20 protein-coding genes, 1 pseudogene and 1 riboswitch are annotated in these 23,590 nt (G+C 39.8%); of the genes and pseudogenes, 8 read left to right on the top strand and 13 right to left on the bottom strand.

Features of this window, described 5'->3' with window-relative positions:
• Nucleotides 1–207: 207 nt before the first annotated feature.
• On the bottom strand, nucleotides 208–414 hold the full coding sequence (locus IQ259_RS11970; protein WP_193884919.1) for a ChaB family protein: 207 nt from the start codon (nucleotides 412–414) through the stop codon (nucleotides 208–210).
• 20 nt (nucleotides 415–434) lie between these two features.
• A complete protein-coding gene (locus IQ259_RS11965; protein WP_193884917.1) occupies nucleotides 435–896 on the bottom strand; it encodes a pyridoxamine 5'-phosphate oxidase family protein in 462 nt (153 codons plus the stop codon).
• A gap of 278 nt (nucleotides 897–1,174) precedes the next feature.
• On the opposite strand from IQ259_RS11965, the gene IQ259_RS11960 reads away from it, so the two are divergent.
• The 3 genes from IQ259_RS11960 to metK all read left to right on the top strand — a co-directional run bounded on the left by IQ259_RS11960 (nucleotide 1,175) and on the right by metK (nucleotide 6,116).
• Nucleotides 1,175–1,729, top strand: a complete 555-nt coding sequence (locus tag IQ259_RS11960; RefSeq protein ID WP_193884915.1) for a DUF5132 domain-containing protein — start codon at nucleotides 1,175–1,177, stop codon at nucleotides 1,727–1,729.
• 136 nt (nucleotides 1,730–1,865) lie between these two features.
• Complete coding sequence (locus tag IQ259_RS11955; protein ID WP_193884913.1) at nucleotides 1,866–4,877, top strand: cation-translocating P-type ATPase; 3,012 nt, start codon at nucleotides 1,866–1,868, stop codon at nucleotides 4,875–4,877.
• 54 nt (nucleotides 4,878–4,931) lie between these two features.
• On the top strand, nucleotides 4,932–6,116 hold the full coding sequence (gene metK, locus IQ259_RS11950; RefSeq protein ID WP_193884912.1) for a methionine adenosyltransferase: 1,185 nt from the start codon (nucleotides 4,932–4,934) through the stop codon (nucleotides 6,114–6,116).
• A gap of 690 nt (nucleotides 6,117–6,806) precedes the next feature.
• Here metK and IQ259_RS11945 read toward each other — a convergent pair.
• Complete coding sequence (locus tag IQ259_RS11945; protein ID WP_193884910.1) at nucleotides 6,807–7,640, bottom strand: metallophosphoesterase; 834 nt, start codon at nucleotides 7,638–7,640, stop codon at nucleotides 6,807–6,809.
• Nucleotides 7,641–7,727: 87 nt separating this feature from the next.
• Entirely contained in the window at nucleotides 7,728–8,558 is an 831-nt protein-coding gene (locus IQ259_RS11940) for a metallophosphoesterase (RefSeq protein ID WP_193884908.1), read from the bottom strand.
• 167 nt (nucleotides 8,559–8,725) lie between these two features.
• On the opposite strand from IQ259_RS11940, the gene IQ259_RS11935 reads away from it, so the two are divergent.
• Nucleotides 8,726–9,070, top strand: a complete 345-nt coding sequence (locus IQ259_RS11935) for a hypothetical protein (RefSeq protein ID WP_193884906.1) — start codon at nucleotides 8,726–8,728, stop codon at nucleotides 9,068–9,070.
• Nucleotides 9,071–9,153: 83 nt separating this feature from the next.
• Here IQ259_RS11935 and IQ259_RS11930 read toward each other — a convergent pair whose 3' ends face one another.
• Nucleotides 9,154–10,839 carry a DUF262 domain-containing protein gene (locus IQ259_RS11930; protein ID WP_193884905.1) on the bottom strand — a complete coding sequence of 562 codons (1,686 nt, stop codon included), beginning with the start codon at nucleotides 10,837–10,839 and terminating at the stop codon, nucleotides 9,154–9,156.
• Nucleotides 10,840–11,062: 223 nt separating this feature from the next.
• Nucleotides 11,063–11,172: riboswitch (cobalamin riboswitch) on the top strand.
• Between IQ259_RS11930 and cobG the strand changes: the two genes are divergently transcribed.
• From cobG to IQ259_RS11915, 3 genes are all read left to right on the top strand, one after another.
• Nucleotides 11,146–12,726 (top strand): precorrin-3B synthase, encoded by a 1,581-nt coding sequence (cobG, locus tag IQ259_RS11925; protein WP_193884903.1) that lies wholly within the window; start codon nucleotides 11,146–11,148, stop codon nucleotides 12,724–12,726. It overlaps the preceding riboswitch by 27 nt.
• Nucleotides 12,727–12,728: 2 nt before the next feature.
• Nucleotides 12,729–13,355: a precorrin-8X methylmutase gene (locus IQ259_RS11920; protein ID WP_193884901.1), complete on the top strand. Its 627-nt coding sequence runs from the start codon at nucleotides 12,729–12,731 to the stop codon at nucleotides 13,353–13,355.
• Between the two features lie 2 nt (nucleotides 13,356–13,357).
• Nucleotides 13,358–14,062 (top strand): precorrin-2 C(20)-methyltransferase, encoded by a 705-nt coding sequence (locus IQ259_RS11915; protein WP_193884899.1) that lies wholly within the window; start codon nucleotides 13,358–13,360, stop codon nucleotides 14,060–14,062.
• A gap of 361 nt (nucleotides 14,063–14,423) precedes the next feature.
• Here the strand turns inward: IQ259_RS11915 and IQ259_RS11910 are convergent, their stop codons facing one another.
• From IQ259_RS11910 to IQ259_RS11890, 5 genes and pseudogenes are all read right to left on the bottom strand, one after another.
• Nucleotides 14,424–16,916 (bottom strand): glycoside hydrolase family 31 protein, encoded by a 2,493-nt coding sequence (locus IQ259_RS11910; protein WP_193884897.1) that lies wholly within the window; start codon nucleotides 16,914–16,916, stop codon nucleotides 14,424–14,426.
• Entirely contained in the window at nucleotides 16,873–17,058 is a 186-nt protein-coding gene (locus IQ259_RS11905; protein WP_193884895.1) for a hypothetical protein, read from the bottom strand. The genes IQ259_RS11910 and IQ259_RS11905 overlap by 44 nt, the downstream gene beginning before the upstream one ends.
• A gap of 70 nt (nucleotides 17,059–17,128) precedes the next feature.
• Nucleotides 17,129–17,932: a hypothetical protein gene (locus IQ259_RS11900; RefSeq protein ID WP_193884893.1), complete on the bottom strand. Its 804-nt coding sequence runs from the start codon at nucleotides 17,930–17,932 to the stop codon at nucleotides 17,129–17,131.
• Nucleotides 17,933–18,145: 213 nt separating this feature from the next.
• Nucleotides 18,146–18,412 (bottom strand): annotated as a pseudogene (locus IQ259_RS11895) (hypothetical protein); the annotation flags it as partial.
• A 151-nt stretch (nucleotides 18,413–18,563) separates the two neighbouring features.
• Nucleotides 18,564–18,863 (bottom strand): hypothetical protein, encoded by a 300-nt coding sequence (locus IQ259_RS11890; protein WP_193884891.1) that lies wholly within the window; start codon nucleotides 18,861–18,863, stop codon nucleotides 18,564–18,566.
• A gap of 422 nt (nucleotides 18,864–19,285) precedes the next feature.
• Between IQ259_RS11890 and IQ259_RS11885 the strand changes: the two genes are divergently transcribed.
• Nucleotides 19,286–20,317 (top strand): AI-2E family transporter, encoded by a 1,032-nt coding sequence (locus tag IQ259_RS11885; protein ID WP_193884889.1) that lies wholly within the window; start codon nucleotides 19,286–19,288, stop codon nucleotides 20,315–20,317.
• Nucleotides 20,318–20,720: 403 nt separating this feature from the next.
• Here IQ259_RS11885 and IQ259_RS11880 read toward each other — a convergent pair whose 3' ends face one another.
• From IQ259_RS11880 to IQ259_RS11870, 3 genes are all read right to left on the bottom strand, one after another.
• Complete coding sequence (locus IQ259_RS11880; protein ID WP_193884886.1) at nucleotides 20,721–21,296, bottom strand: DUF411 domain-containing protein; 576 nt, start codon at nucleotides 21,294–21,296, stop codon at nucleotides 20,721–20,723.
• 165 nt (nucleotides 21,297–21,461) lie between these two features.
• On the bottom strand, nucleotides 21,462–21,887 hold the full coding sequence (locus IQ259_RS11875) for an anti-sigma regulatory factor (protein ID WP_193884884.1): 426 nt from the start codon (nucleotides 21,885–21,887) through the stop codon (nucleotides 21,462–21,464).
• A gap of 3 nt (nucleotides 21,888–21,890) precedes the next feature.
• Nucleotides 21,891–23,564 carry a SpoIIE family protein phosphatase gene (locus IQ259_RS11870; protein ID WP_193884882.1) on the bottom strand — a complete coding sequence of 558 codons (1,674 nt, stop codon included), beginning with the start codon at nucleotides 23,562–23,564 and terminating at the stop codon, nucleotides 21,891–21,893.
• Between the last annotated feature and the right edge of the window lie 26 nt (nucleotides 23,565–23,590).

The raw sequence follows: 23,590 nt of genomic DNA, 5'->3' as shown, positions 1-23,590 counted from the left end.
AGAAGAAATAACCTGGGAATATCACAAACTTTTAGCTAATCATCTTGAATTTTCAAGACTTTTACTTTTGCTCGTTCAAATCCCCAGGATGGAAGTTTACTACTACTGCCAGTAAGAAAAATAACTTTTACCATTTCTTTTATCGTCTAACTAAAGAAAGAGCTTTTTTCGCTCTTAACTCTATAAGCAGTAGAATTAATTACACACTTAATTATTCGGCTTTTTGTGCCACTGCCCATCCTCACCTTTTTCATAATCGCGCTTTACTGCACTCCAAGCAACACGAAAAGCACGCTCTTCTTCACCATATTCTTGTTCAGCGTTGTTAAATGCAGCCCGAAAAATTTCTTGGGCGTGTTTGGGCAAGTATTTTTTGACTGAATCTGGTAATTCGTCAATCTGTTGATAGGGCATAAAATTTTTACCCTGCTGATTTAAACTTGTGATAGTAAAGATAAATTTATAGTTTGTGGGTGATAACTAGAACGACTATCCCAATAATCAGCTTGTTTAATACTGACCTTGAGTAAAGCTAAATCTGGTTCATTTAATCCTTGCGGAAACCAAGTTTGTAATTCTGGTGTCCACAGTTCTTCAAGTTTCTGGCGGTCTTTTATTAGTTGTGCTGTTCCAGAAATGGAAACATAATGCTGTTTTTCGCATGATGTAAAACTAACATTTACTTGCTGATTCTGTGCAATTTCACTCACTCTATGAGAATTAGCGCTAGTAAAAAACCAGAGTGCAGCATCTGCATCTATCTCATCATTTGAGTACATAGGACAGCTGTGCAAGCTGCCATCATTATTAACTGTAGTCAACATGCCATAGTCAATATCTTGAATTAATGTTTGCAATTGTTGAATCTGGCGATCGCGATCTGTGGAAGTTGTCATGACTTTATTTTTTCTATTAGTTATTGTGTAACTATTTTTTATTCTTAACATTTATATTGGCTAATTTCCTGAACCTAAAGAGAGAATTTCACTTCGTCAACTAAGAAATCCCCAATTTTTGTAAGAAGTCGGGGATCTGAATCACCTTTAATAACTAATCATAATTATTGCTAGAGGCATAAATTTCATATTATCTTTGTGACTTTTGGATGATGGAAAGATTTAATAGTTTGATTACGCTTCTATAGTGATTAGTCGCTTTTAGAGGATGTATACTCATGGAATCTACCTTCGATTGGCAAAAAGTGAATTTACCCGAAATTGTTGACGGGTTGACTGCGATTATTTTTACACCTGTGATTGTGCCTGTGGCTGAGATAATCAAACAACCTGTAGTCAAAACAGCTATTCAAGAAGGTGTGACTTTATCACAAAGGTATCAAGAGGTAGTTGCAGATACAGTTGAGGCATTTGAGCATGTAGGTGCAGCAGCAAGAGGAGAGCGCACTCTCCAAACAACAGAGCGATTTAATTATAGAAATACTCAAATATCTCAACCTTATTTAACAGATGGCAAATCTGCGGTAACTAAAGATTTGTTAAATATAATGTCTGATTTTAATGCTGATGTCTATAAGATGACTAATGGTGCTGCTGATTTGCGGTTAATAGTACCATTAGGACTTAGTTTATTAGCGCTAACTCAATTAATCAAACAGGGTTTTAAATTTGAAGATATCCCTTGGTACATACTAGCGTGGTTTGCCTTTGATAGTTTCATAAAACTTAATGTTACTGAGGAATCACAGCGAGTAAACACAGAGAAAAACTAATCATTGGGTGATAGCTTTGAAACTCTTAACATTGCCAATAACAGCAATCTAGGTGGTATCTACTATAATTTTTTTACAAGGGATAAAAATCCCAGATTGCAGTTTTGCAAGATAAAGTACGGGGGCAAAAATTGCAGTGATTCAAGCAGTACACACCAAAGTTAAAGGCAGAGCTAGATATAAAATCAAAGAACTTCATAATTCAGCAGTTCTCAAAGCTTATCTAGAGCGATCGCTCTTAAATTATCCAGAAATAAGTTATGTTTCTGCTAACCCATTAACTAGCAAAATTTTGGTTTATTTTAAACAAGAAAAAAGTTATAAAGATATAGCCAGAATACTTGAAAGTATTTTGTTAACTTACAAAGAAAAAAGTCAGTTAATTCCAGCAAAAAAAGTCGTAAAAAAATTAACTAAGCCAACCATTACCAATCCCAAAGAGCAAAAGTCAGAAAACTGGTATTTAATGCCAGCCGATAAAGTTCTCCATAGCTTAAATACCTCTCAAACCTTGGGATTATCCCACGAGTCCGCCACTGCAAATCTGCATAAATATGGAGCTAATGTCCTTTCTCAAACAGAAACACGCTCTGATTTAAGCATCATCATTGAGCAATTTCAATCTCTACCAGTGGCTTTATTAGGAGTTGCGGCTGGGGTTTCTATTTTTACTGGGGGAGTGATTGACGCGGCGGTAATTTTAGGAGTTGTATTACTGAATGCTGCAATTGGTTACACCACAGAAAGCCAATCAGAAAAAATCATTCACTCCCTGAAAAATCGAGAACCAGCATCAACTTTGGTAATTAGAGACGGCAACCTGCAAGAAATCCCCACAGAAAATGTAGTTTTAGGGGATATTTTAGCTCTCAAACCTGGTAGTTATATAGCCGCAGATGCGCGACTAACTGTAGCAGAAAACCTTAGTATTGATGAATCGGCTTTAACTGGCGAGAGTTTGCCTGTAACTAAAATCAATGACTCCCTTATTGGTGAGGATATCCCATTAGGCGATCGCTTGAACATGGCTTATAAAGGCACATTAGTTACAGGCGGTCAAGGTTTGGCGGTAGTTGTCGCCACAGGTCGATATACCGAAATGGGCCATATCCAACAACTAGTTGGCCAAGCCACCGCAATGGAAACCCCTCTAGCTAAACAACTAGACCAAGTAGGCAGCCAGTTAGTATTAATCAGCATGGGTATTTGCGGTCTAGTCTTTGGTTTGGGAGTGTGGCGGGGATATGGCTTAGTGCAGATGCTCAAATCATCTATTTCCCTCGCCGTAGCTGCGGTTCCCGAAGGCTTACCCACCGTTGCAACTACCACCCTGGCTTTAGGTATCCGCGACATGCGCCGTAACCGCGTCCTAGTGCGTAGCCTTAGTGCAGTCGAAGCCTTGGGTTCCGTCCAGACAATTTGCCTAGATAAAACCGGGACACTGACAGAAAACAAAATGTCAGTTGTCGAAATGCAAAACAATAGGCATAACATCAAAGTAAGCGACGGTGAGTTTATCTCCGGCGAACAAACCATTAACCCTTACAGCAACGATGAACTGTTAAAGCTGATTCATGTGTCAGTACTCTGCAACGAAAGCCAAGTTAGCCGCGAGGGGAATGGTAAATATGAAGTCACAGGTTCAGCCACCGAAAATGCCTTAATTTATATGGCGATTAATTCTGGGGTAGATATCATCGACCTCAGACAAAAATATCCCCTCGTGCAAACCAACTTGCGTTCAGAAAATCGTAACCTCATGAGTACAATTCATGAAACTCATGATGGTAAAAACTTTGTCGCAGTCAAAGGAAGCCCCGCCGAAGTTGTAGAACTTTGCCAAACATGGGTAAAAAATGGGCAAATAGTCCCATTAACAGCAGCAGATAAAAGAGCGATCGCTATTGAAAATGATCGCATGGCAGGTAAAGCCTTACGAGTATTAGGCATAGCCTACAACCACATTAACGAGTGGCAAACCAACAACAATCATGAATCAGACCTAATTTGGTTAGGTTTAGTAGGAATGGCAGACCCCATTAGGAAAGGCGCAAAAGAACTAATTGGGGACTTTCATCAAGCAGGAATCGCCACCGTCATGATTACCGGAGATCAAAGTCCAACAGCTTATGCGATCGCTAAAGAATTAGAATTAAGTCGAGAGCAACAACTAGAAATCCTCGACTCCAGCAACCTAAATGACCTTACCCCAGAAGCTTTAACCGCACTCAGCGACAAAGTAGATGTCTTCGCCCGCATCAGTCCCAGCAACAAACTGCAAATTGTCCAAGCCTTGCAAGCCGCAGGTAAAGTTGTCGCCATGACAGGCGATGGCATTAACGACGCACCCGCCTTAAAAGCCGCCCAAGTCGGAGTCGCAATGGGTAAAGGTGGTACAGATGTAGCCAGAGAAGTTGCAGATATCGTTCTCGAAGACGATAGACTCGAAACCATGATTGTCGCCGTCAGCCGAGGAAGAACCATCTACAAAAACATCAGAAAATCCGTACATTTCCTCCTCGCCACCAACCTCAGCGAAATCACAGTCATGACAGTCGCCACCGCCGCAGGTATTGGCGAACCCTTAAACGCCATCCAACTCTTATGGTTGAACTTAGTTACCGACATCTTCCCCGGTTTGTCCTTAGCAATGGAAGCACCAGAACCAGAAGTCTTGAGTCAACCACCTCGCAACCCCAACGAACCAATCATCAAAAAATCCGACTTTGGCAGAATCCTCTTTGAATCATCTACCTTATCCGTCAGCACCTTATCAGCCTACGCCTACGCCCTCCGCAGATATGGCTTGAGTCCCCAAGCCAGCACCATCGCCTTTTTCACCCTCACCTCAGCCCAACTTTTGCATACAATTAGTTGCCGTTCCGAACAACACAGCCTATTTAGCAAAGAAAAACTCCCTCGCAATAACTACTTACATGCAGCCTTAATTGGCTCATTTGCCATTCAAATTTTAGCGATCGCAATTCCACCTTTGCGAAACCTCTTAAAGATTACCCCCATTAACTTTGTAGATATCGCCGTCATTTTTGGTAGTGCATTGTGGCCCCTCTTAGTGAATGAAACAACAAAATCTATTCAGCCACAAAATACTGCTTTACCCTTTCTACTTCCAGAACACATAACTTAAACATTTCTTTCTTATCTTTGCGTCCTCTGCGCCTCTGCGGTTCGTAAAAATCTTATGAAAAAAGACTTCATGTTCACATCAGAATCAGTCACCGAAGGGCATCCTGATAAATTGTGCGATCAAATCAGCGATGCCATAGTAGATCGCTTTCTACAACAAGACCCCTACGCCAGAGTTATTACCGAATGCGCTGCTGCTACAGGCATTTTGTTTATCGCTGCCCGATTTGAACCAAACGCCAATGTAGACTTTACAAACATAGCAAGACTTGTAATAGAACAAATTGGTTATGAACAAAAACAATTTAACAGTAAAACCTGTAGTATTTTGACTAGTTTGCGAGAATTACCTGCTGGACAATCTCACTTATTTGATGAGCATAATTTATCTGATGAAGAGATAGAAAAAATTACAGTTAGCAATCAAGTTACAGTCTTTGGCTTTGCCTGCAATCAAACATATACACTCATGCCATTACCTATATGGCTGGCACACAAATTAGCCAGAAAATTAAGTGAAGTCCGACACAAAAATATCCTACCCTATTTAACACCTGATGGTAAAACACAAGTCGGAGTAGAATACCGCGATCGCCGTCCCTATAGAATTCATAGCATAACAGTTATTGCCAGTCAAAACAAAGCCAGTAAACCTGATTTGCAGCAACTACAAAATGATATTCAAGAAACAGTAATTAATCCTGTATTTGACACAGAAGAAATTCGCCCAGATGCCAAAACTAGAATATTTATTAATCCCGAAGGAGCATTTATTAAAGGCGGGCCTGCGGTACATTCAGGATTAACCGGCAGAAAGAATGCCATAGATACCTACGGCGAATATTCCAAACATAGTGGTTCAGCTTTGAGTGGCAAAGACCCCATTAGAATTGATAGAATCGGAGCCTATATCGCGCGTTATGCAGCCAAAAATGTAGTCGCTGCTAAACTTGCTGATGAATGCGAAGTGCAGCTAAGTTATTCCATTGGTTTGTCTCGTCCGGTGAGTGTGCAAGTAGAAACCTTTGGTACAGGTAAAATTTCTGACGAAGAAATTACCAATCTACTAGAAAAGCATTTTGATTTCCGCTTGGCAGGAATTATTAAAAAATTTAATTTAAGACATTTACCGACCATTTATCCAGGTGGTTTTTATCGACAACTCGCAGCCTACGGCCATGTAGGCAGGATGGATATAGATTTACCTTGGGAAAAAACAGATAAAGTTAGTGTGTTTTGAGAGTGAATAACCGGAACAGATAGTCTCAACATTCTCAAGTTGATCAAGGGCGCTTTCATACAGGCAAGGATTTGATTGTGCCTGAGAATGTGTTTTTGTTGTTTCAACTACCTTACTGCAACGTCTTTTAATAAAACAGTGATTAAATAATATCAAAATCTTAAGAAAAATTCCTCTAATATTAAGACAAGTTAATGGTAGTCAACTTTAGTAAATAGAGATACCACTCAAAATTAGAGCGTGCTAAATTAAGAACAAGGTACAAAAAGGTTAAATTTAAGTGAAATTAAGAACTTGAAATTAGAGCCTGTACCTCCTGCTCTAAGATCCGCGCGATCGCAACTCAACTGTCACATCCTATGGAAGTGTTTTTGCTTTGAGTCTATTGATTTTGTTGGAGGTTTTTGAACATACAGCCAGAAATGCCTGCCTATTAGAATCAAGGATGTTGAAGCCTGAGAAAAACGATTGCGGAATTTGTCCACCTTATTTGAGTTAGTTCTTCTGTTTTTTCCATCTTCTCAAACGATTGCATATTCAATAAACCGCCTGAAGTTACTGATGTTGATCGGTCGTAGCTTTTGGCGGTTAATCGTTTTAAGGATGTAAACACCCTTTCTGTCGCTTCCCGTAGGGTAAGCGAAAGGATGAAATTGATATTTCACACTACACTCTTCATACTTCAATTGATCATTGACTAACTAAAGTAATCACAGTAACTTCAGGTGGGCAAAAAAAGCGTCCTGGTCGATAAGTCCCTAAACCACGATTAACATATAACTGATTATTGGCTACTTTGTGAAATCCTTGCGCCCACTCCCAATATCGCACTACTTTTGAGCAATCGCCCAATAAAAAAGGTACCCATCGCCGCAGTTTTTTCGGGATTTGCTTGAGTAACTTTTTATAATAAAAAACCGCAGGGCCAAAGCCGGGAATAACAATGTGACCGCCGTGAGTATGACCAGATAGCTGTAAATCAACTCGCCACTGTTCTAATATTTTGGCAGTATCTGGGTTATGAGATAAAACGATGCGGGGAATTAAGGGGTCTAGTTGGTTCATAACTGGTACAGGATTAAACTCCCGTGACCAATAATCAGCTAAACCTACTATTGGTAATTCTTCTCCTAGTGGATAGGCGATTTGATTCCAAAGAACATTTACGCCAATACTAGAGAAAGCATTTGTAACTTCGGCTTGGGAATGACTGTAATGTATATCATGATTGCCGAGTACAGCATAAATACCGCAGCGACTTTGTAGATGTTTGAGTCGCAGTACAAGTTGGTGAATTGGCGTAGGATCATCAGTTACATAGTCACCAGTTAAAACAATTAAATCAGCTTCAGCTTCATTGCTAACTGCGATCGCTTCTTGTAACATGTCTTCTGACAGGCGCATACCATCGTAGTGAAAATCTGATAGCTGTACTAACGTTGTACCTTCTAAAGATGGCGGAAGTTCGGCAATCTTAACCGTTAATTTATCTACGCTTAAACGTCCTGTAAACAACCAGTGCATAATACAACATAGACTCCTCATACCAGCGTCTACAGCTTATCAAATATCAAAATATATCTTAAAAAATTGTAAAAACTTAACAACAATTTATTTATTTTGTAGAGTGATGACCGTTACTTCTGGCGGACAAAATAGCCTTCCTGGGAGATAAGTTCCTAAACCACGATTTACATATAATTGATTGCTTCCGATACGATGTAAACCCTGCGCCCATTCCCAATGACGGATGACAAAATTTTCTCTGCGTAAAAATGGGAAGTAGCGCCGGATTTTGTAAGGGATTTTTCGCATTATTATTTTACGATAAGCTACAATCACCCCTAGTCCAGGAATAACTATTTGACCGCCGTGAGTATGACCAGACAACTGCAAATCAACCCGCCATGCTTGTAAGCTTTCCGCAGTATCAGGATTGTGGGATAAAACAATGCGGGGTGTAGTTGCGTTTAGCTGATTCATAACTACAACGGGATTAAAATCTGGAGAATAACGGTCAGCTAGTCCAACTAGTGCTAATTCTTCGCTAAAAGGATAGACTATTTCATTCCACAAAACACTCACTCCAATGTTAGTTAGGGCGCTAGTAATTTCGGCTTTTGAGTGTTTGTAATATATATCATGATTACCGAGTACGGCATAAATACCAGTTTGAGCTTGCAATTGCTTCAGTCTTGAAACCAGTTCGTGAATTGGTTGCGTACTAGTAGTAACGTAATCACCAGTTAATAGTACTAAATCTGGTTTGACTTGGTTGCTAAGTGCGATCGCTGCTTCTAACATCTCATTAGACAACCGCAAACCATCATAGTGAAAATCTGACATCTGCACCAACTTCTTACCTTGTAACGATGCAGGTAAACCCGCAATCTTAACCGTTATTTTTTCTACACTCAACGGCCCAGATAATAACCAGTGCATAATAAATTTAATAAACTTCAATCATAGCGTTTAAAGCTTAACTAATAATCTGCTATTTGAAAGTTGCCAGGAAAACACTTTTTAGAAATTTGATATTATTAAACTCTGTATTTTCTGTACTTGTGGGTTTAGTATAAAAATAATAGAAATAAAGAACTTCAAAAATAATGACCGACTCTGTAGAACAGCCACCAAGTAGACTCGACCAAATTGAACAAATGCTGTTACTTACAGTTACTACAGTAGGAGATATTGCCAAACAGCAACAAACCAATACTCAAGCGATCGCGCAAGTCACTACCAGACTGGATCAATTAACCCTCAAAGTAGATCAATTAACCCTTAAAGTTGATAACTTGACTGATGACGTTAACTTGCTCACTGATTACTTTACCCAGATAATCACTAATGCGGAAAGCGATCGCGCAGCATTCCAAGCAGAAATTCGGCGTATTTGGGAGTATCTTTTACAGCAAGGTCGGAATGGACATAATGGTGATACAGGTGTATGAAAACACTTTTAGCAAAGTTTACTTAAGTGCGATCGCTCTCTGAATGGCAAGATGATATGGATGCGATCGCGCATAGTCTAATATTATAAACGCCAAACTTTTTTCAACTTCTCAATTAAAAGTTTTTGCCGTCTTTCAATAACTTCCGGTGTCCATTCTTTTTCCATAAGCACTTGTGTAGTGAGTGCAAAGTTACAAATACCTTTTTTAGTTGTGAAATATTTTTGCTTCTTTTTTTCAAAATCGTAGTTTTGAGCTTCGGAATTTTTACGAGAAGATAGCAAAACTAGATTCCCTAAACTATGAACGTATTTATCCCGTTTTTCCTGACTAGGAAACCAAGTAAACCAATTACTATTAGCATATGGATTTTGTGGTAAAACGTGTTCAACTGTAATATTGGGAAAATCATAGGTGGCTTTTCCTTCAGAGAGTGCAGTATCTAAGCGCAGCAAGACATAAGTTCTAATTTTTTTCATTAAATAAAAGTCACTTTTCAAGACATTGAAAATCCCTTTTTTTTCCTCAAGACTCAATTGTAATGGTGAGGATTGCGTATATAAATTTTCTTGTTTTTCGATTGCGTGTAGTAACTTACTATAACGTTCAATACGTTCATTAATGTTAGCACGCTGAATCATTAAACCAGACGCAAGCCTATCTAAATCTGAAAAGAATCGCAATAACAAATCCGGATTATTATAATTTTGCGATAAATAGAGAATAGCTGGTGGTATCCAATCAGAATTATCAATAAATTGCAACCATTGAAACAATATATTAATTTCATCTGTCCATAAATTTCCTTCATAAACTTGATGCTGAATATCATAAAAAGCTTCAGCTAGAGGAAGTAAAGTTTTATCAATAAACTCTTGAGGTTTTTCAGTAGGTATTGGTGTAACCTGTTTATGAAATTCCTTAAGTATGCTTTCACGGGGTTTTGACTTACCATGAATCATTCTTATATAAGAAAAAAGGCTCTTAAATATTTCTCGCCCTAACTTTTCTTCTGCATTTTCCCACTTTCTACTATAATTTTCTTGCTGCTTTGTTGTAATTTCTCCAATAATTTCTGCCTTAAATATATCTGCATGAGATAAATCCATTCCTCGGCTATTCAACACAGAAAATATTCGATATGCTGAATCAATATCAGGAGTCGACACTACTACTAAAAAGCATCGTTTAGTGATAAATTTAAAAATCTGAATAATTTGAATTTCAGATAAATTTTGAAGTTTAGCTAAAAACAATAGCGTATTTTCTTTACAATTTTTACAGCTATCTGAAAGTTGTTTATTATTTAATTGTTTTAATTTATCAATACCTGATTCTGCTTGAATATATTCTTTAAAAAACTGTGCATCTCTTGGACGTAGAGTTAAACGGTAAATATTATTTTCTGGCTCGAAGTCATCTTCTTGATATAAATATTTAGTAATTTTGTGTTTATCTTCTTTAGAAACAAATTCTCTCAAAGCTGCTAATAATATGGTTAGCGTTGTGAGACGCTGTTGTCCATCAACAACTTGGGCATCTCGTTTATCTCCTTTGATCAGTACAATACTGCCTAAGAAGTATGGATTAATATCATCAATCTTCTCGTCACTATCGCCCAAAGCACTGACTAAATCTTCAAACAGTTCTCCCGCTTGTTCAGTTGTCCAAGCATAGGGACGCTGATATAGAGGAATGGTAAAAACAAAATCATCACTAAATACTTTATGAATAGGAAGTTGATTAGCCTGAATTGTGACTGTACTCATTGGTATATCCTTTAGCGGCGTAGTAGATTACACTTTCACTAAAGTTAGTTTTCCCAACTTTCAAGGCAATATTTGAGAGCAGTACAATCTATAGAATTTTATTTAATTGGCAAAAATTGAAAGACTCAGATCCCCGACTTCTTCAAGAAGTCGAGGATCTATTTGTTTACCAATCATTAATGAAAAATGTGAAGCGTTGAGCATTCTGAAGGCTGTCTCATGCTAAATTACTAAAGCTTAGGGTTGGGAAACTCCGGTGAAATTCCGGGACTGTGCCGCAGCTGTGAAGGGAAAACCCAAGTCAGAATGCCAACTCTGGGTGTGTGTTCAAAACACAACGATTATCTACTCTCTGCGTCGCACAGAGAAGGAGTTGGAACTTTGGTTTCGGGATTTACTGCCTGTCCAGGCTTATTTTACGCTACATCTGCCAAAGATGGCATTTTATCTCGCCTCAGAATACCAGGCGGGATACTTAATAGTAAACAATGTCAGGCGATCGCAGAGATCGCAGATATTTACGGTGGTGGCTATGTGGATGTCACGAATCGCGCTAACCTACAAATCCGCGAAATTAGTCAGGATATCAACAGCGAAGTTTTAAAACAGCTACAAGATTTGGGTTTGGGTTCTCGCAATTCGGCTGTAGACCACATCCGTAATATTATGATTAGCCCAACAGCAGGTATCGACACAGCAGAATTAATCGATACTCGCCCTTTAGTTAAAAGCTGGGATGATTATATAGCAGTGCATCCTGAACTATCAGGACTATCGGCGAAGTTTAGTGTTTGCTTTGATGGTGGTGAAAAAGTTTCGGTAAGCGATCGCCTCAATGATATCCTGTTAGCATCTGAGATAATAGACACTCAAGTTTACTTCCGCTTGCACTTGGGTCTTACAAAAGGAAAACCACCCATTGATACAGGAATTTTATTGTCACCAGAGCAATGTTTGTCAGTTTTGGCAACTTTAGCTCATGTTTATTTAAATCATATTGATATTAACAGTAAGCGCAAGCTGCGTTTGCGAGAAGTGGTGAATAGTTTAGGATGGGAAAATTATCTTCAGCAAGTTGAACAGTGTTTAACTTTTTCTTTAACGCGTTGTGAGAAGTTTATTCAGAAACCTTCTTTACTCGAAAAACAAGCATGTTTCTGGCACATTGGTATTCATCGCCAACGACAGCAAAATTTATTTTATATTGGTGTAGTCTTACCTTTGGGTCGATTGGAAAGTAAACAAATGCGACGTTTGGGCGATTTAGCGGAAAAATATGGTAGTAAGACTATCAGACTCACTCCTTGGCAAAATTTGCTCATTACTGATATTCCCCATAAGTTGATTTTTGATGTTCAAAGTGAAATAGCTGACTTAGGGCTAGATTCTACAGTCACTAATATTAAAAGCGCATTGGTTGCGTGTTCTGGTAAACGGGGTTGTGCTGCTTCCGCTACAGATACCAAAGGACATGGGTTAGCATTAGCCAATTACCTAGAAACTCGTGTTAAGCTAGATTGCCCAATTAATATTCACTTTAGCGGCTGTGAAAAATCTTGCGCCCAACATCAAAACAGTGACATCACCTTACTAGGTGTCAGCGATGGGCTACATCCCGCCTTAGGCGATCGCAACACAGAAACTTATCACATTTATGTTGGGGATAGTAACAGTTACGAAAAATTCGGTCGCCAAATCTATCAATACGTGAGTTTTGCACAACTTCCTGCACTTATCGAACAAATGCTCAAAGTATATAAAATTTATCGCCTCAATCCTGACGAATCCTTTGGGAAATTTGTCAATCGATATAAGCATACCCAACTAAAAGAGTTGTTTTCTCAGCCATCAGAAATTTATCTGCGTTCATCTGCGGTTTGTAATTGAAAATGTCCGACTATATCCGAAACGCCAACGAAATCTACCGTAACTCCTTTTCTATCATTCGGTCAGAAGCAAACTTAGATTTGCTGCCGCCAGATGTAGCAAAAGTTGCTGTACGTCTCATTCATGCCTGTGGAATGACGGATATTGTTACAGAATTGGGATATTCATCAACAGCAGTGCAATCTGCACGCGCAGCACTCATAGCCGGAGCGCCAATTTTATGCGATTGTCGGATGGTTGCGGAAGGAGTCACAAGACGGCGACTACCAGCCAATAACGAGGTTATCTGCACACTGAATTATCCAGCAGTCCCAGAACTCGCTCAAAAGCTTGGTACAACGAGGTCAGCCGCTGCTTTAGAATTATGGCGATCGTACCTAGAAGGGTCAGTTGTTGCCATTGGCAATGCACCCACCGCACTATTTAGGTTGCTCGAAATGCTAGACGAAAGAGCGCCTAAACCTGCGGTAATTTTAGGCTTTCCTGTGGGATTTGTGGGAGCAGCCGAATCAAAAGCCGCATTAGCAGAAGATAGCAAAAATGTACCATTTATAACATTACACGGTCGGCGGGGTGGAAGTGCGATCGCCGCCGCCGCAGTTAACGCCTTGGCAACAGAGGAAGAATAATTATGACAATTAAAGGCCGTCTTTATGGAGTTGGTGTAGGCCCTGGCGATCCGGAACTATTGACGGTGAAAGCACTGCGGCTATTACAGGCTGCACCTGTAGTCGCCTATCAATCAGCAACAGATAAAGAGAGTATAGCGCGGGCGATCGTTTCTCAGTATTTGACTGGCAAGCAAATCGAAGTCGCCTTTCACCTACCCCGCGCCTTGGAACCAGAAAAAGCCAAGGCTATTTACGACAAAGAAGTTGAGCCAATTGCCCAACACCTGGCTGCTGGACGCGATGTAGTAGTACTGTGTGAAGGTGATCCGTTTTTTTACGGTTCGTTTATGTATGTATTCACACGCTTATCTGAGCATTACCACACAGAAGTTGTCCCTGGGGTTTCCTCTCTCATGGCTTGTCCAGTAGCTTTGGGTGTACCGTTCACCTACTACAACGATATCCTCACCGTTTTACCCGCCCCACTACCAGCAGAAGAACTAATAACACAACTGCTAACTACCGATGCAGCAGCAATCATGAAATTAGGCCGTCATTTTACCAAAGTGCGAGATATCTTGCATCAATTAGGACTAGCATCACGGGCTTTGTATGTTGAGCGAGCAACAATGGCACAGCAGAATATTATACCATTAAATGAGGTTAACCCAGCCGAAGTACCTTATTTTGCAATGATTATCATCCCCAGTAAAAATCGGCTGTAATATTTTAGAGCATTCAGGACTTGCGCCAATATTTGTGAGTGTTGTAGTTACTCGGATATGATTCCTCTAGTCAATATAAAATTCTTGAAAATCGACCATTGCCTGTACCTAATCTCTTGATTGGTGTATATTCAGAATAATTAGTTGTTCGTATTTAGTAAGGGTAATAATTGAAATTTAGGCTATTTATTAGCCTATCTTAATTAAAATCAAAAATTTCATTTCTGTAATCAGGATTGTATTCATCAAGTTTGTACAAAGCCATGTTTTTCCTCTTGTAAAAACTGTTAAAATTTATTAGTAACTAACTTAAATATTAGTACTCAATCCTCTTTGCTCCGCTTCAAATTCATCTTGGCAACTAAGAGGGTGACATAATGCCCAATCCACACCAATCTGAACTATGGTGTTCAGAATTGGTGAACACTCCTTGCCAGCAAACTTGTTCAAACTGCTTTACATTCAAGCATCGTCCTTGATTAACAACTTCATTGCCGTCAACCCAAACTTGTTGCGGTTCAAAACCGTGGAGGTGCAATTGAACACCCGCATAAGGAAAAGCATAGCTTCCCTGTTGTTTCCAAGTGAGTTCTAAGCAGTCTTGATTTTGTGCTAGGTAAAAATTATCCAACCGCGATTCACCATAGCCATCTCCCGCATCGCTGTAAACTTGGCCTTCACTGGTTAAAAGTGCAAGTACATAGAGGTGGAGAATTAGTTGATTATCTTCCTCCATTGGTAAGATACTCCCCGCCTTTACTAATAGCGGTATCTGTTCCAGAGATGCTTTTAAGTTGACTTGCTTTCCTCCTTCTAGAAGTGCATCATCCCAGAAGTTATACCAGTGTCCTTTTGGTAATGTGATCACTCGTGAGGTTGCGCCTTCTTCGGCGATCGCACAAACTAAAAGAGCGTCGCCCAACAAAAAGGCATCATCGACACTCCAAAGTTGAGGATTTTCAATATCTGCCCAAAATAAAGGACGTACTAAAGGATGTCCGGTTTGAGACGCTTCCCAAGCTAAGGTATAGAAGTAGGGCATCAAACGATACCGTAATTGCAAAAAACGCCGGACAATACTCAGGGTTGGTTCGCCAAAACTCCAGGGTGTACGGGGCTTAGTGTTGTTGGCAGAATGGGTGCGGCAAAATGCCATAAAGCAGGATATCTGAAACCAGCGCAAGTATAATTCTGTACTGGGATTGCCTTTGAATCCACCAATATCAGAACCACTATAGGGAATTCCTGATAATCCGAGGTTTAAAACTGTGGGAATGGTTTGGCGTAACCCTTCCCAGCTAGTTTCAATATCGCCCGTCCAAGTCCAGGCGTAGCGTTGCAAACCTGCCCAACCAGAGCGCGAAACAATGAAAGGTCGTCGTTGAGGTTGGTACTCAGCTAGGGCTTCGTATGCAGCCTCAGCTTGAAGTAATCCATAAAAATTATGAGCTTCGCGGTGATCGCCACCTCTGCCTTCCATAGAATGCCAAGTTGAGTGCGGTGGTAGTGAAGGATCGCCCCAAAGTACAAAAACCCCTGGTTCATTCATATCATGCCAAAATCCAGTGATGCCTAGATCGAGCAGATATTCATATTGTCTGCTCCACCAGTGACGGGCTTGGGGGTTAGTAAAGTCAGGGAAAGCGCATAAACCTGCCCAAACTGGAGCGATCGCAGGTTTAGCATTTGGGAGTTTGCAAAATACATCCTGGGCGCGTCCCTCCTCAAATAGTTTGTTTTTTTGAGATGCTTTGATACCAGGATTAATGATGGTAATCAACCGTACTCTCTTTGCTGCCAATTCTTCGGCTAACTTAGAAATATGGGGAAAGCGATCGGGGTCAATGGTAAAGGCACGAAAATTATCTAGAACATCAATATCTAGATGTATTGCACTCACCGGAACATCATGAGTCTCAAATCCCTTTGCTACTTCCCGCAGTGCGCTTTCTTTATCATACCCCCAACGTGATTGGTGATAGCCAAACGTCCAACGCGGTGGTAGGGGTGGGCGACCTGTTAATTCTGTGTATCGCTCCAACAATTGAGGCAATGTGCCAGCAGTAAAGTAATAGCGCAATGCCCCACCTTCAAGCTCTGCTGTAGCTAACTCTTGGAAACTAAAGTTAGCAGGAAAGGAGTTTTCATAAAAAATTAAGTAGCTACCTCCTTCATGCAGATCCAAATAGAGGGGAATGCAAAGATATAATGGGTCAGTTTCCGTCTTATATATGCCTCCTGCATCATAGTTCCACATCCGGTAGGTTCTAGCTTTATTTTTATCGTCAGATGTGCGGAGGTTTAACGGAGCCGCCCTTTCTCCCAAACCATAAATATGTTCTTCTGGACGCAGTTTCGCTTGATGTAGCCAAGCCTCATTTTTTGCTTGGCGCGATAGCTTTGTTGGCCGCTGGGGAGGTAGTTCTTCTCGTAGTGTCTGCCCTAAAGAATTTTGAAATTTTAAACTGCCATCAACGCCAACAATAACTTTTAGCAGTCGACTAGAAATTGTCCAGCACTCTTCCATCTCTTGAAACGTCGTCTCTATCTCTGACCAATCTTTACGAGAGATAGCGTAAGGAATAGGAGATATCCCAGGTTTCCAGTCAACGCGGACTAAATCGGCGCTCAGGAAGCAAATTTCCAACTCAATGTGTTTGAAGTGGAATTGTCCGCCTCTGTTAGTTGCTTCAGCCCTGTGAATTTCTCCAGTTTCCTCAACAGCTTCTAAAGTTCGAGACTTACGAAATTGACGTTCTAACCAATCTCGTTGCAGTGAGTAGAACAGCGACCCTAAAAATCGTCGAAGTTTAATTGTTCGTAAGTTGAGAAATGCTTCGTTGAGGAGATTCATACAACCTCATAGAAAGTACAGCATTTAAGATGGCAATGACAATATAACTTCTCACTACCATAGCGATCGCTACCAGTAGAACTAATACCCCTGCTTGACCCAATGCCTGTAATAAACCTCCGCTTTGGGAATTGTCACTCATTGCCCTGATTCTTATTTATCTTGAGGCTATTTATCCAAAGCTTTCCTGATAGATAATGCTGTAGGATACATTATTGCGGAATTGCTGAGGGATAAACCTCTGTTGCAACTAACACAGGTTTATTGCTGTATTCTGCTTCTAGCTGCTTTTGTAAAGTCAAATCCCATTTGAGGTCATAATCCCGTTCTAGTTCAGCGACAACAAATGGACGCAACACACCTGTTACAGCGACTTTCTCACCTTCATTGACAGTTCCTTTAGGAGTACCAGCGCGTATAACTAACAAGTCTTGTCCTCCAAATAATTTGTCTTCATCTAAGGTGAAGGAATTCGCATTTCTAATATCTTCTACTTCACCTGTTACCGCCAAGTTTTTCCCATAGTAGAGATTGGGGTTTGTGGTAATTTCACCTGGTTTAGGCGCAAGTGCAATTGATTGAGCGATAATTGCAGGTTGAGTTTCGTATTCTTTGTACAAGTTTGGATCTAAACCCAAGTTGTAATCTCGATTAATATCTGCAATCACAAACTTCCGAACTGGGCCTGTCGCTTGAATTGGTGTATTTGGGTCAGTAGGCAAAGTGAAAGTTTTACCCGAAGCATTTACAACTAAAATGGGGTTAGTGCCAAAAAATTGCTTATCGGCGATTGTGAAAGTTGACGGCCCTAATTTTCTAACGGGTGTACTTCTAACCGTTACAGTTTTACCAATTAGTTGATTAGTATTGTCTGCGACTTCTTCTGTAGTCACATTCGTTTCTGGCACTGCGGCTTCTCGCTCTAAGTTGTTGGTACAAGCTCCAAGCAACACTGTAAAAAGTGCTAAAGTAATAGCTTCTTTAGAACTTCGCTTAGTTGGAAAAAAGTTAATCATTTCAAAATCTTCATTTAGGTTGACTAATATCAAGTTCGGATGATTTATTATGCAGAACTCTCTACGTTGTTGCCTCTATCTTAATGATGACTCTTCAAGTGAACCTGATATTTTTGGACGATCAAAAAAATTTTGATTTGTTGTGTAAGCGTTTTTGTGCTTTTAAAAATAATGCCGTAAAGCACATTAATTCAAACATACTTGACCATCCTTTTAAATTCTCAATACACCTTGATTATTACCGAAATTGGTTGTTTCATCCAACGAAACTGCAAGTGTATCTTCAGAGGTAGACATGGGCATAACTTTTAGCAGTCTACCGTCTTGGCGTACCAAAGTAATACTGATAGGTGTTGGTAAGTTTCGTAAGACAAACTCTTGTCTACCTGCAAGATATTGTGGCTGTGTATGACCAATTGCTTGATAAGAGATACCAGCGTTTGTATTATTTTTCAATCTCACATTGACTGTACCTGCTGTATCAAAAGCCAAGAAATACTTTCCTAAAAGCCACAATACTATGCCAGATAGTACGTAACGATCCGTACTGGAAATTCGTTTCAGTAATGTTTCTGGTTGATGATTTATCAGCAGATATTGTTGAGCAAATATTTGCGATCGGTGCTGATGATTATGTAAGCAATTTCCCATATTTAACCACAGAAATAGCTGCACTATGAACATGAAACTTTGATATTTCTTCATTGATGGTTTTGTCTACAAAGCCTTCAAATTCTTGGGGATTACTTAATTCCGGTGCAGTCAGAGATGTTATTACAGGCTGCTTTGGCTCAGTTGGTTGCTGCTGTTGAGGTTCTGAAAGCGGGAATTGGGGTACATCTCTAGCCAAGCTAGGTAAGCCGGACATCAAAAAAAATAGGATGCCTATCAATACCCAACGAATGAACTTAATCGGTTCATATTTATACATGGTGCAAATTTCCAAACCCTACTACTTAGATAAGTCTTAGTTGCTAAGGTTCCTACTGTATGACTTCAATAATCCCTGTTCAGGCTCTTCAATACTTTCAGAGTTTTCTCTAAATTGTCTACTCCAGTTAAATAAGATTGAGCCAAACACGAAGATAGCTAAACTGACAAAAATCAATACGAAGGCACGTATCAACATATTACTGGGGCGTGGTTTTTGCATTTTTCTGAGTACAGCCTTCAAGGGTTGCTTATTTTAGATTAGTCGCTTATAAAACACCTAAATTCTGCCGTAAGGCGGATATATCGTTGGTCTTAAAAAATCATTCTTTTAGCGGCTTTTTAAATATGGTAGTACAGCTATTTTGAAGTAATTAAACTCAGCACAATAACTGTAAATCAGATAAAAATGGGGGCTACATTGTGCAATTCGGACAATTAATAGGGTTTCTTGCTCTTGTTGTATCTCTTTACATTTTATGGCAAATTCGGCAAATACTTTTAGTCGTATTTGCATCTGTAGTTTTAGCAACAGTCCTAAATCAACTAGTAAGTTTCTTGCAACGATTTCGTATCAAGCGAGGAATTGCAGTTACCATATCAGTTATTCTTTTATTGGTCGGTTTGGTCGGTTTTTTTGCACTGATTGTGCCGCGTCTTATTGACCAATTACAACAATTTGACAATATTATGCCTATGGCATTAGAACGGTTGCGATTATGGAACAACTGGTTACAAAATGTAATTCCTGACCAACTATTAGAAAATATTCAGGGACTTAGGTATCTGACTCAAGGTTTACAAGATTGGTTAAATCGGTTAATAAACAACTTTTTTCGCTTGGTTAGTAGTTCGCTTTCTATTATTTTAAGTTTGCTGCTGTTTGTAGCTCTCACCATCATGTTATTAGCCAATCCATCGCCTTATCGACACGGATTTATACTGCTATTTCCTGCCTTTTATCGTCGGCGAGTTGATGATATTCTGAATAAGTGTGCAGTTTCGTTGACTGGCTGGATAAAAGGCACGCTCCTAACTATGCTGGTTATTGCAACATTGAGCTATATTGGACTGTCGATTTTGGGAATACCATTGCCATTAGTTAATGCTGTTTTGGCAGGATTATTAGAATTTATCCCAAATGTTGGGCCAACCTTAAGTGTGATTCCGCCTGCACTACTAGCATTAAGTGAAGAACCTTGGAAAATTGCCGCTGTTATAGCTTTATACTTTGGAATCCAACAGGTTGAAAGTCTAGTTATAGTGCCTTTAGTGATGAAAAGCCAAGCATCTCTTTTGCCAGCAGTTACTGTAGTAGCAGTGGTCTTTTTTGGCAGCTTTTTCGGATTTTTAGGTGTATTTCTCGCTGTTCCACTAGTAATTGTATTTCAAACGTGGATAAAAGAAGTTTTAGTCAAGGATATACTCAACAACTGGCAAGAAACGAGCAATTGAATTCATCTCATTAATCTTGCTCTGAAGCCAAGTCTATTTTTCACACAGTTCCTCATACTATTTTATTGGTTCTTCGTTACTTGTTATGCTAAAAAGGTCTATAAATTAGCTCATATCCCTTGCTGGGCAAGAAAGACAGCTTTATTGATTAGGCGTTTTAGCTTCTGTAAGAAAATCCAGATTGTAACTGCCTGAAACCCTTGATTTTAAAGGTAAATCCCTAATTTGAGTTCAAACTTTAGCATAACACTTACGGAAGAGCCATCTTATTCAATTTGTCAAGTTTTCTTTATACCAAATTAGATGAGCTTACCCTGGCTCATTTCAGTTTAAAATTAAAGTCGTTTTCAAGAAGATACTGGATTCTTAATTTTTTTGACTTGCTGCTAAATCATGCAAAATTTCAATCATATTTCCACTGTTTAAATATTGTAATTTCGCCTTTTTGATTAAATGTCATGACAGTAAACGGCTGCTTTATATTTCCCGATTCCATTCCTGGTGTTCCTACAGGCATTCCTGGAACCGCTAAACCTGCAAGTTGAGGCTTTTGCTTCAAAAAAAGCTTGATATCATCAGCGGGGATATGCCCTTCCATTACATAGCCATCAATAATTGCTGTATGACAAGATGCTAATTCTGGAGGTAAATTGTACTTTTGTTTAATTGCCTCCATCTCATCTGTCTTGATATCTTCTCTGATTTTAAAACCATGCTGTTGTACGTGTTCTAACCAAGCGCCACAGCAGCTACAGGTAGGACTACGATAAATAGTAATTTCTGGTTTTGCTGAATCAGGTTCAGTTTTATTTTCCCCGATATTGCCAGCAATAACCTCCGGTCTGTTGGAGGCGATCGCAGATGTAGAACTAGTGGCTAAAATGCTCACATCGGCAGTTATGGCCACCACAGTAATAATTATTATTGCTAGTGAGGCACGCAGTAATGTACTAATTACAGAAGAAAAAAGTTTATACATTGTTAATACCTCCTTTACTAAGAATTATCACTCAAAAGCTGCCGATGCGCTAACGCGAACCACCGGTGACTGCTGTTAGCGCAGCGTTATTGACGTACTCTTAGGTCGAAGCAAGCTAAGTGTAACCTCTTAGTTAAGAGAATAGCTTTGTTTAAGCCGTTCTGATTATTTTGCCAATTCTGGGATGGTAGCTTCTAATTTCAGACAGTTAGCGCCATTAACTTGTAATTGATACTCTACGTTATCCATTAAACGATTCATAATCAGCCATCCATAGCCGCCTTCTTGTTTGTCTACAGGGTTCGGCGCTAGGTAGGTAGACATATCATAACCTTCACCGTAATCCCAAACTTCTAAGGCAATGTCTCGGTCTTTCAGTTCCAAACGTAGTAAGACTGGCAAATTCGGCTGCTCTTTGTGGGCATGACGTACCACATTAGAGTAGGCTTCTACCAAAGCCAGTCGTAAACGACTTGATTGCCGAGACCAATCAACAGATTCTCCTAGCTGGACTTTCAAGCATCCCAGCAGCCAGCTTTCGACGATATTTAAATAATTTAAATCACTTGGTATATGAAGCTCACTTTTCATTACTTATAAAACCTCGAGTGAAAGTATAGTTTGATCGTCTTCTTGAATTTGATTATTGGCTTGGATGCGAGCTAGTAAATTGTTCAGAGAAAGTGGTTGTGGCTCCATTTGTAGAAGTTGCCAAAGACCTTCTTGATTCAGCATAGAGTGGCTAACTGCCGAAAAAGCACCATCTACTTTTCCGCATTTTAGTAACTCATTTGATACTGTTGCTTCAGTAATCCCATCACTAGCGAGTAATAAGGTATCTCCAGAAGAAAGAAGTAATCGTCCTGACTGTGCTTGCCAAGTAGGCAAAATGCCTAAAGGAATACTGCGTACTTTGAGATAATTTGGTTGTTGGGTTGAGACGGCTTGGCGTGACCAAAGTAAAGGGTAAATATGTCCGGCATTAGCGTAGACTAGTTCTCCAGTAGTAGGGGTATAACAAGCTAATACGAGGGTAATAAAGCAATTGTTGCTGATTAAGTCATTGCATAGAGCGTGATTGAGATTCTGTACGATCGCATTTGGTTCGGCTGGTGTTTCTTGAGATAACTCACGGCGCAATACAGAAATTGCACTAGCCATAAACAAAGCCGCCGGTACACCTTTTCCCGAAACGTCACCCACTGCTAACCATAAATCCCCTTTGGGGTGGACGAATACTTCAAAAAAATCGCCGCCAACTTCTCGTGCCGGATAACAGCAAGCTTGTAACTTTGCACCTTTGATCTCAGGTAAACTTTGACGCAGCAGATTATTTTGAATTTGGCGTGCTACCTCTAACTCGGCACTAATTTGCTGTTGCTTTTCTTGAAGGCGTTGGTAGAGTTTTGCCTGGAAAAGGGCTAAAGCTGCTTGATCAGCTACACCCGTGATTAATTTGATGTCTTCATCTAACCAAGGGCGATCGCATCCCAACTGATAAAGCGCAAGTATCGCTAGTACTTGTTGCTGATAGGTAAGAGGCACCACCAAATGATTCAGGGGGCTACCATTAAAGGTTTCTTGATTAAGTTGGTAGTAACGGGTTTCTAGAACTTTTTCAATCAAAAGACTGGAGTCGAAACTACAATCGAGTAAACATGATTTCGAGTCTTGATAAGAAAATTTATCACTGGTCAAGCGATCGCCTTCTACTGGGATCAACAAGCAACAAGTAGCATCAAATGTTTGTCCAATAGTGGCAACAATTTTCTGTAACATATTGCCATAATCCAGGGACTCCCGAATTGCTGTTGTCACCTCATTAAATAAAGATTCTCGTCGTAGAGAACGACGCAACTCTTGGGTGCGTTGCTTAACTAGGCGATATGTATCTGTAGCTTGTTCAACTAATACTTTTAGCCTTTCAGGATTCCACGGTTTAGTGATGTATTTGAACACCTGGCCGGAGTTAATCGCATCCACCAAATCTTCAACATCAGTAAACCCAGTTAGTAGAATTCTAATCGTATCGGGGAACCTGTCTACTGTGCGACTAAGAAATTCAGTGCCATTCATTTCTGGCATTCTTTGATCTGAGATGATCACGGCCATCTCACCTTCTTTGTCTAATATTTCCAGCGCACTCAGGGCATGATTGGCTTTAAATACTTGAAAATCTCGCCTAAAAGTGCGGTAGAGTAAGTCTAAGTTATCTAGCTCATCATCAACAATCATGAGCTTCAATTTTTCTACCTCTGTTTCAGTCATATTTGACTTTTATTTCCAATACTTGT

The organism is Fortiea sp. LEGE XX443, assembly GCF_015206815.1.
Taxonomy (GTDB): domain Bacteria; phylum Cyanobacteriota; class Cyanobacteriia; order Cyanobacteriales; family Nostocaceae; genus Nostoc_B.
Note: the sequence above shows the minus strand (reverse complement) of the source record. Positions and strands in the feature narration are given on the sequence as shown.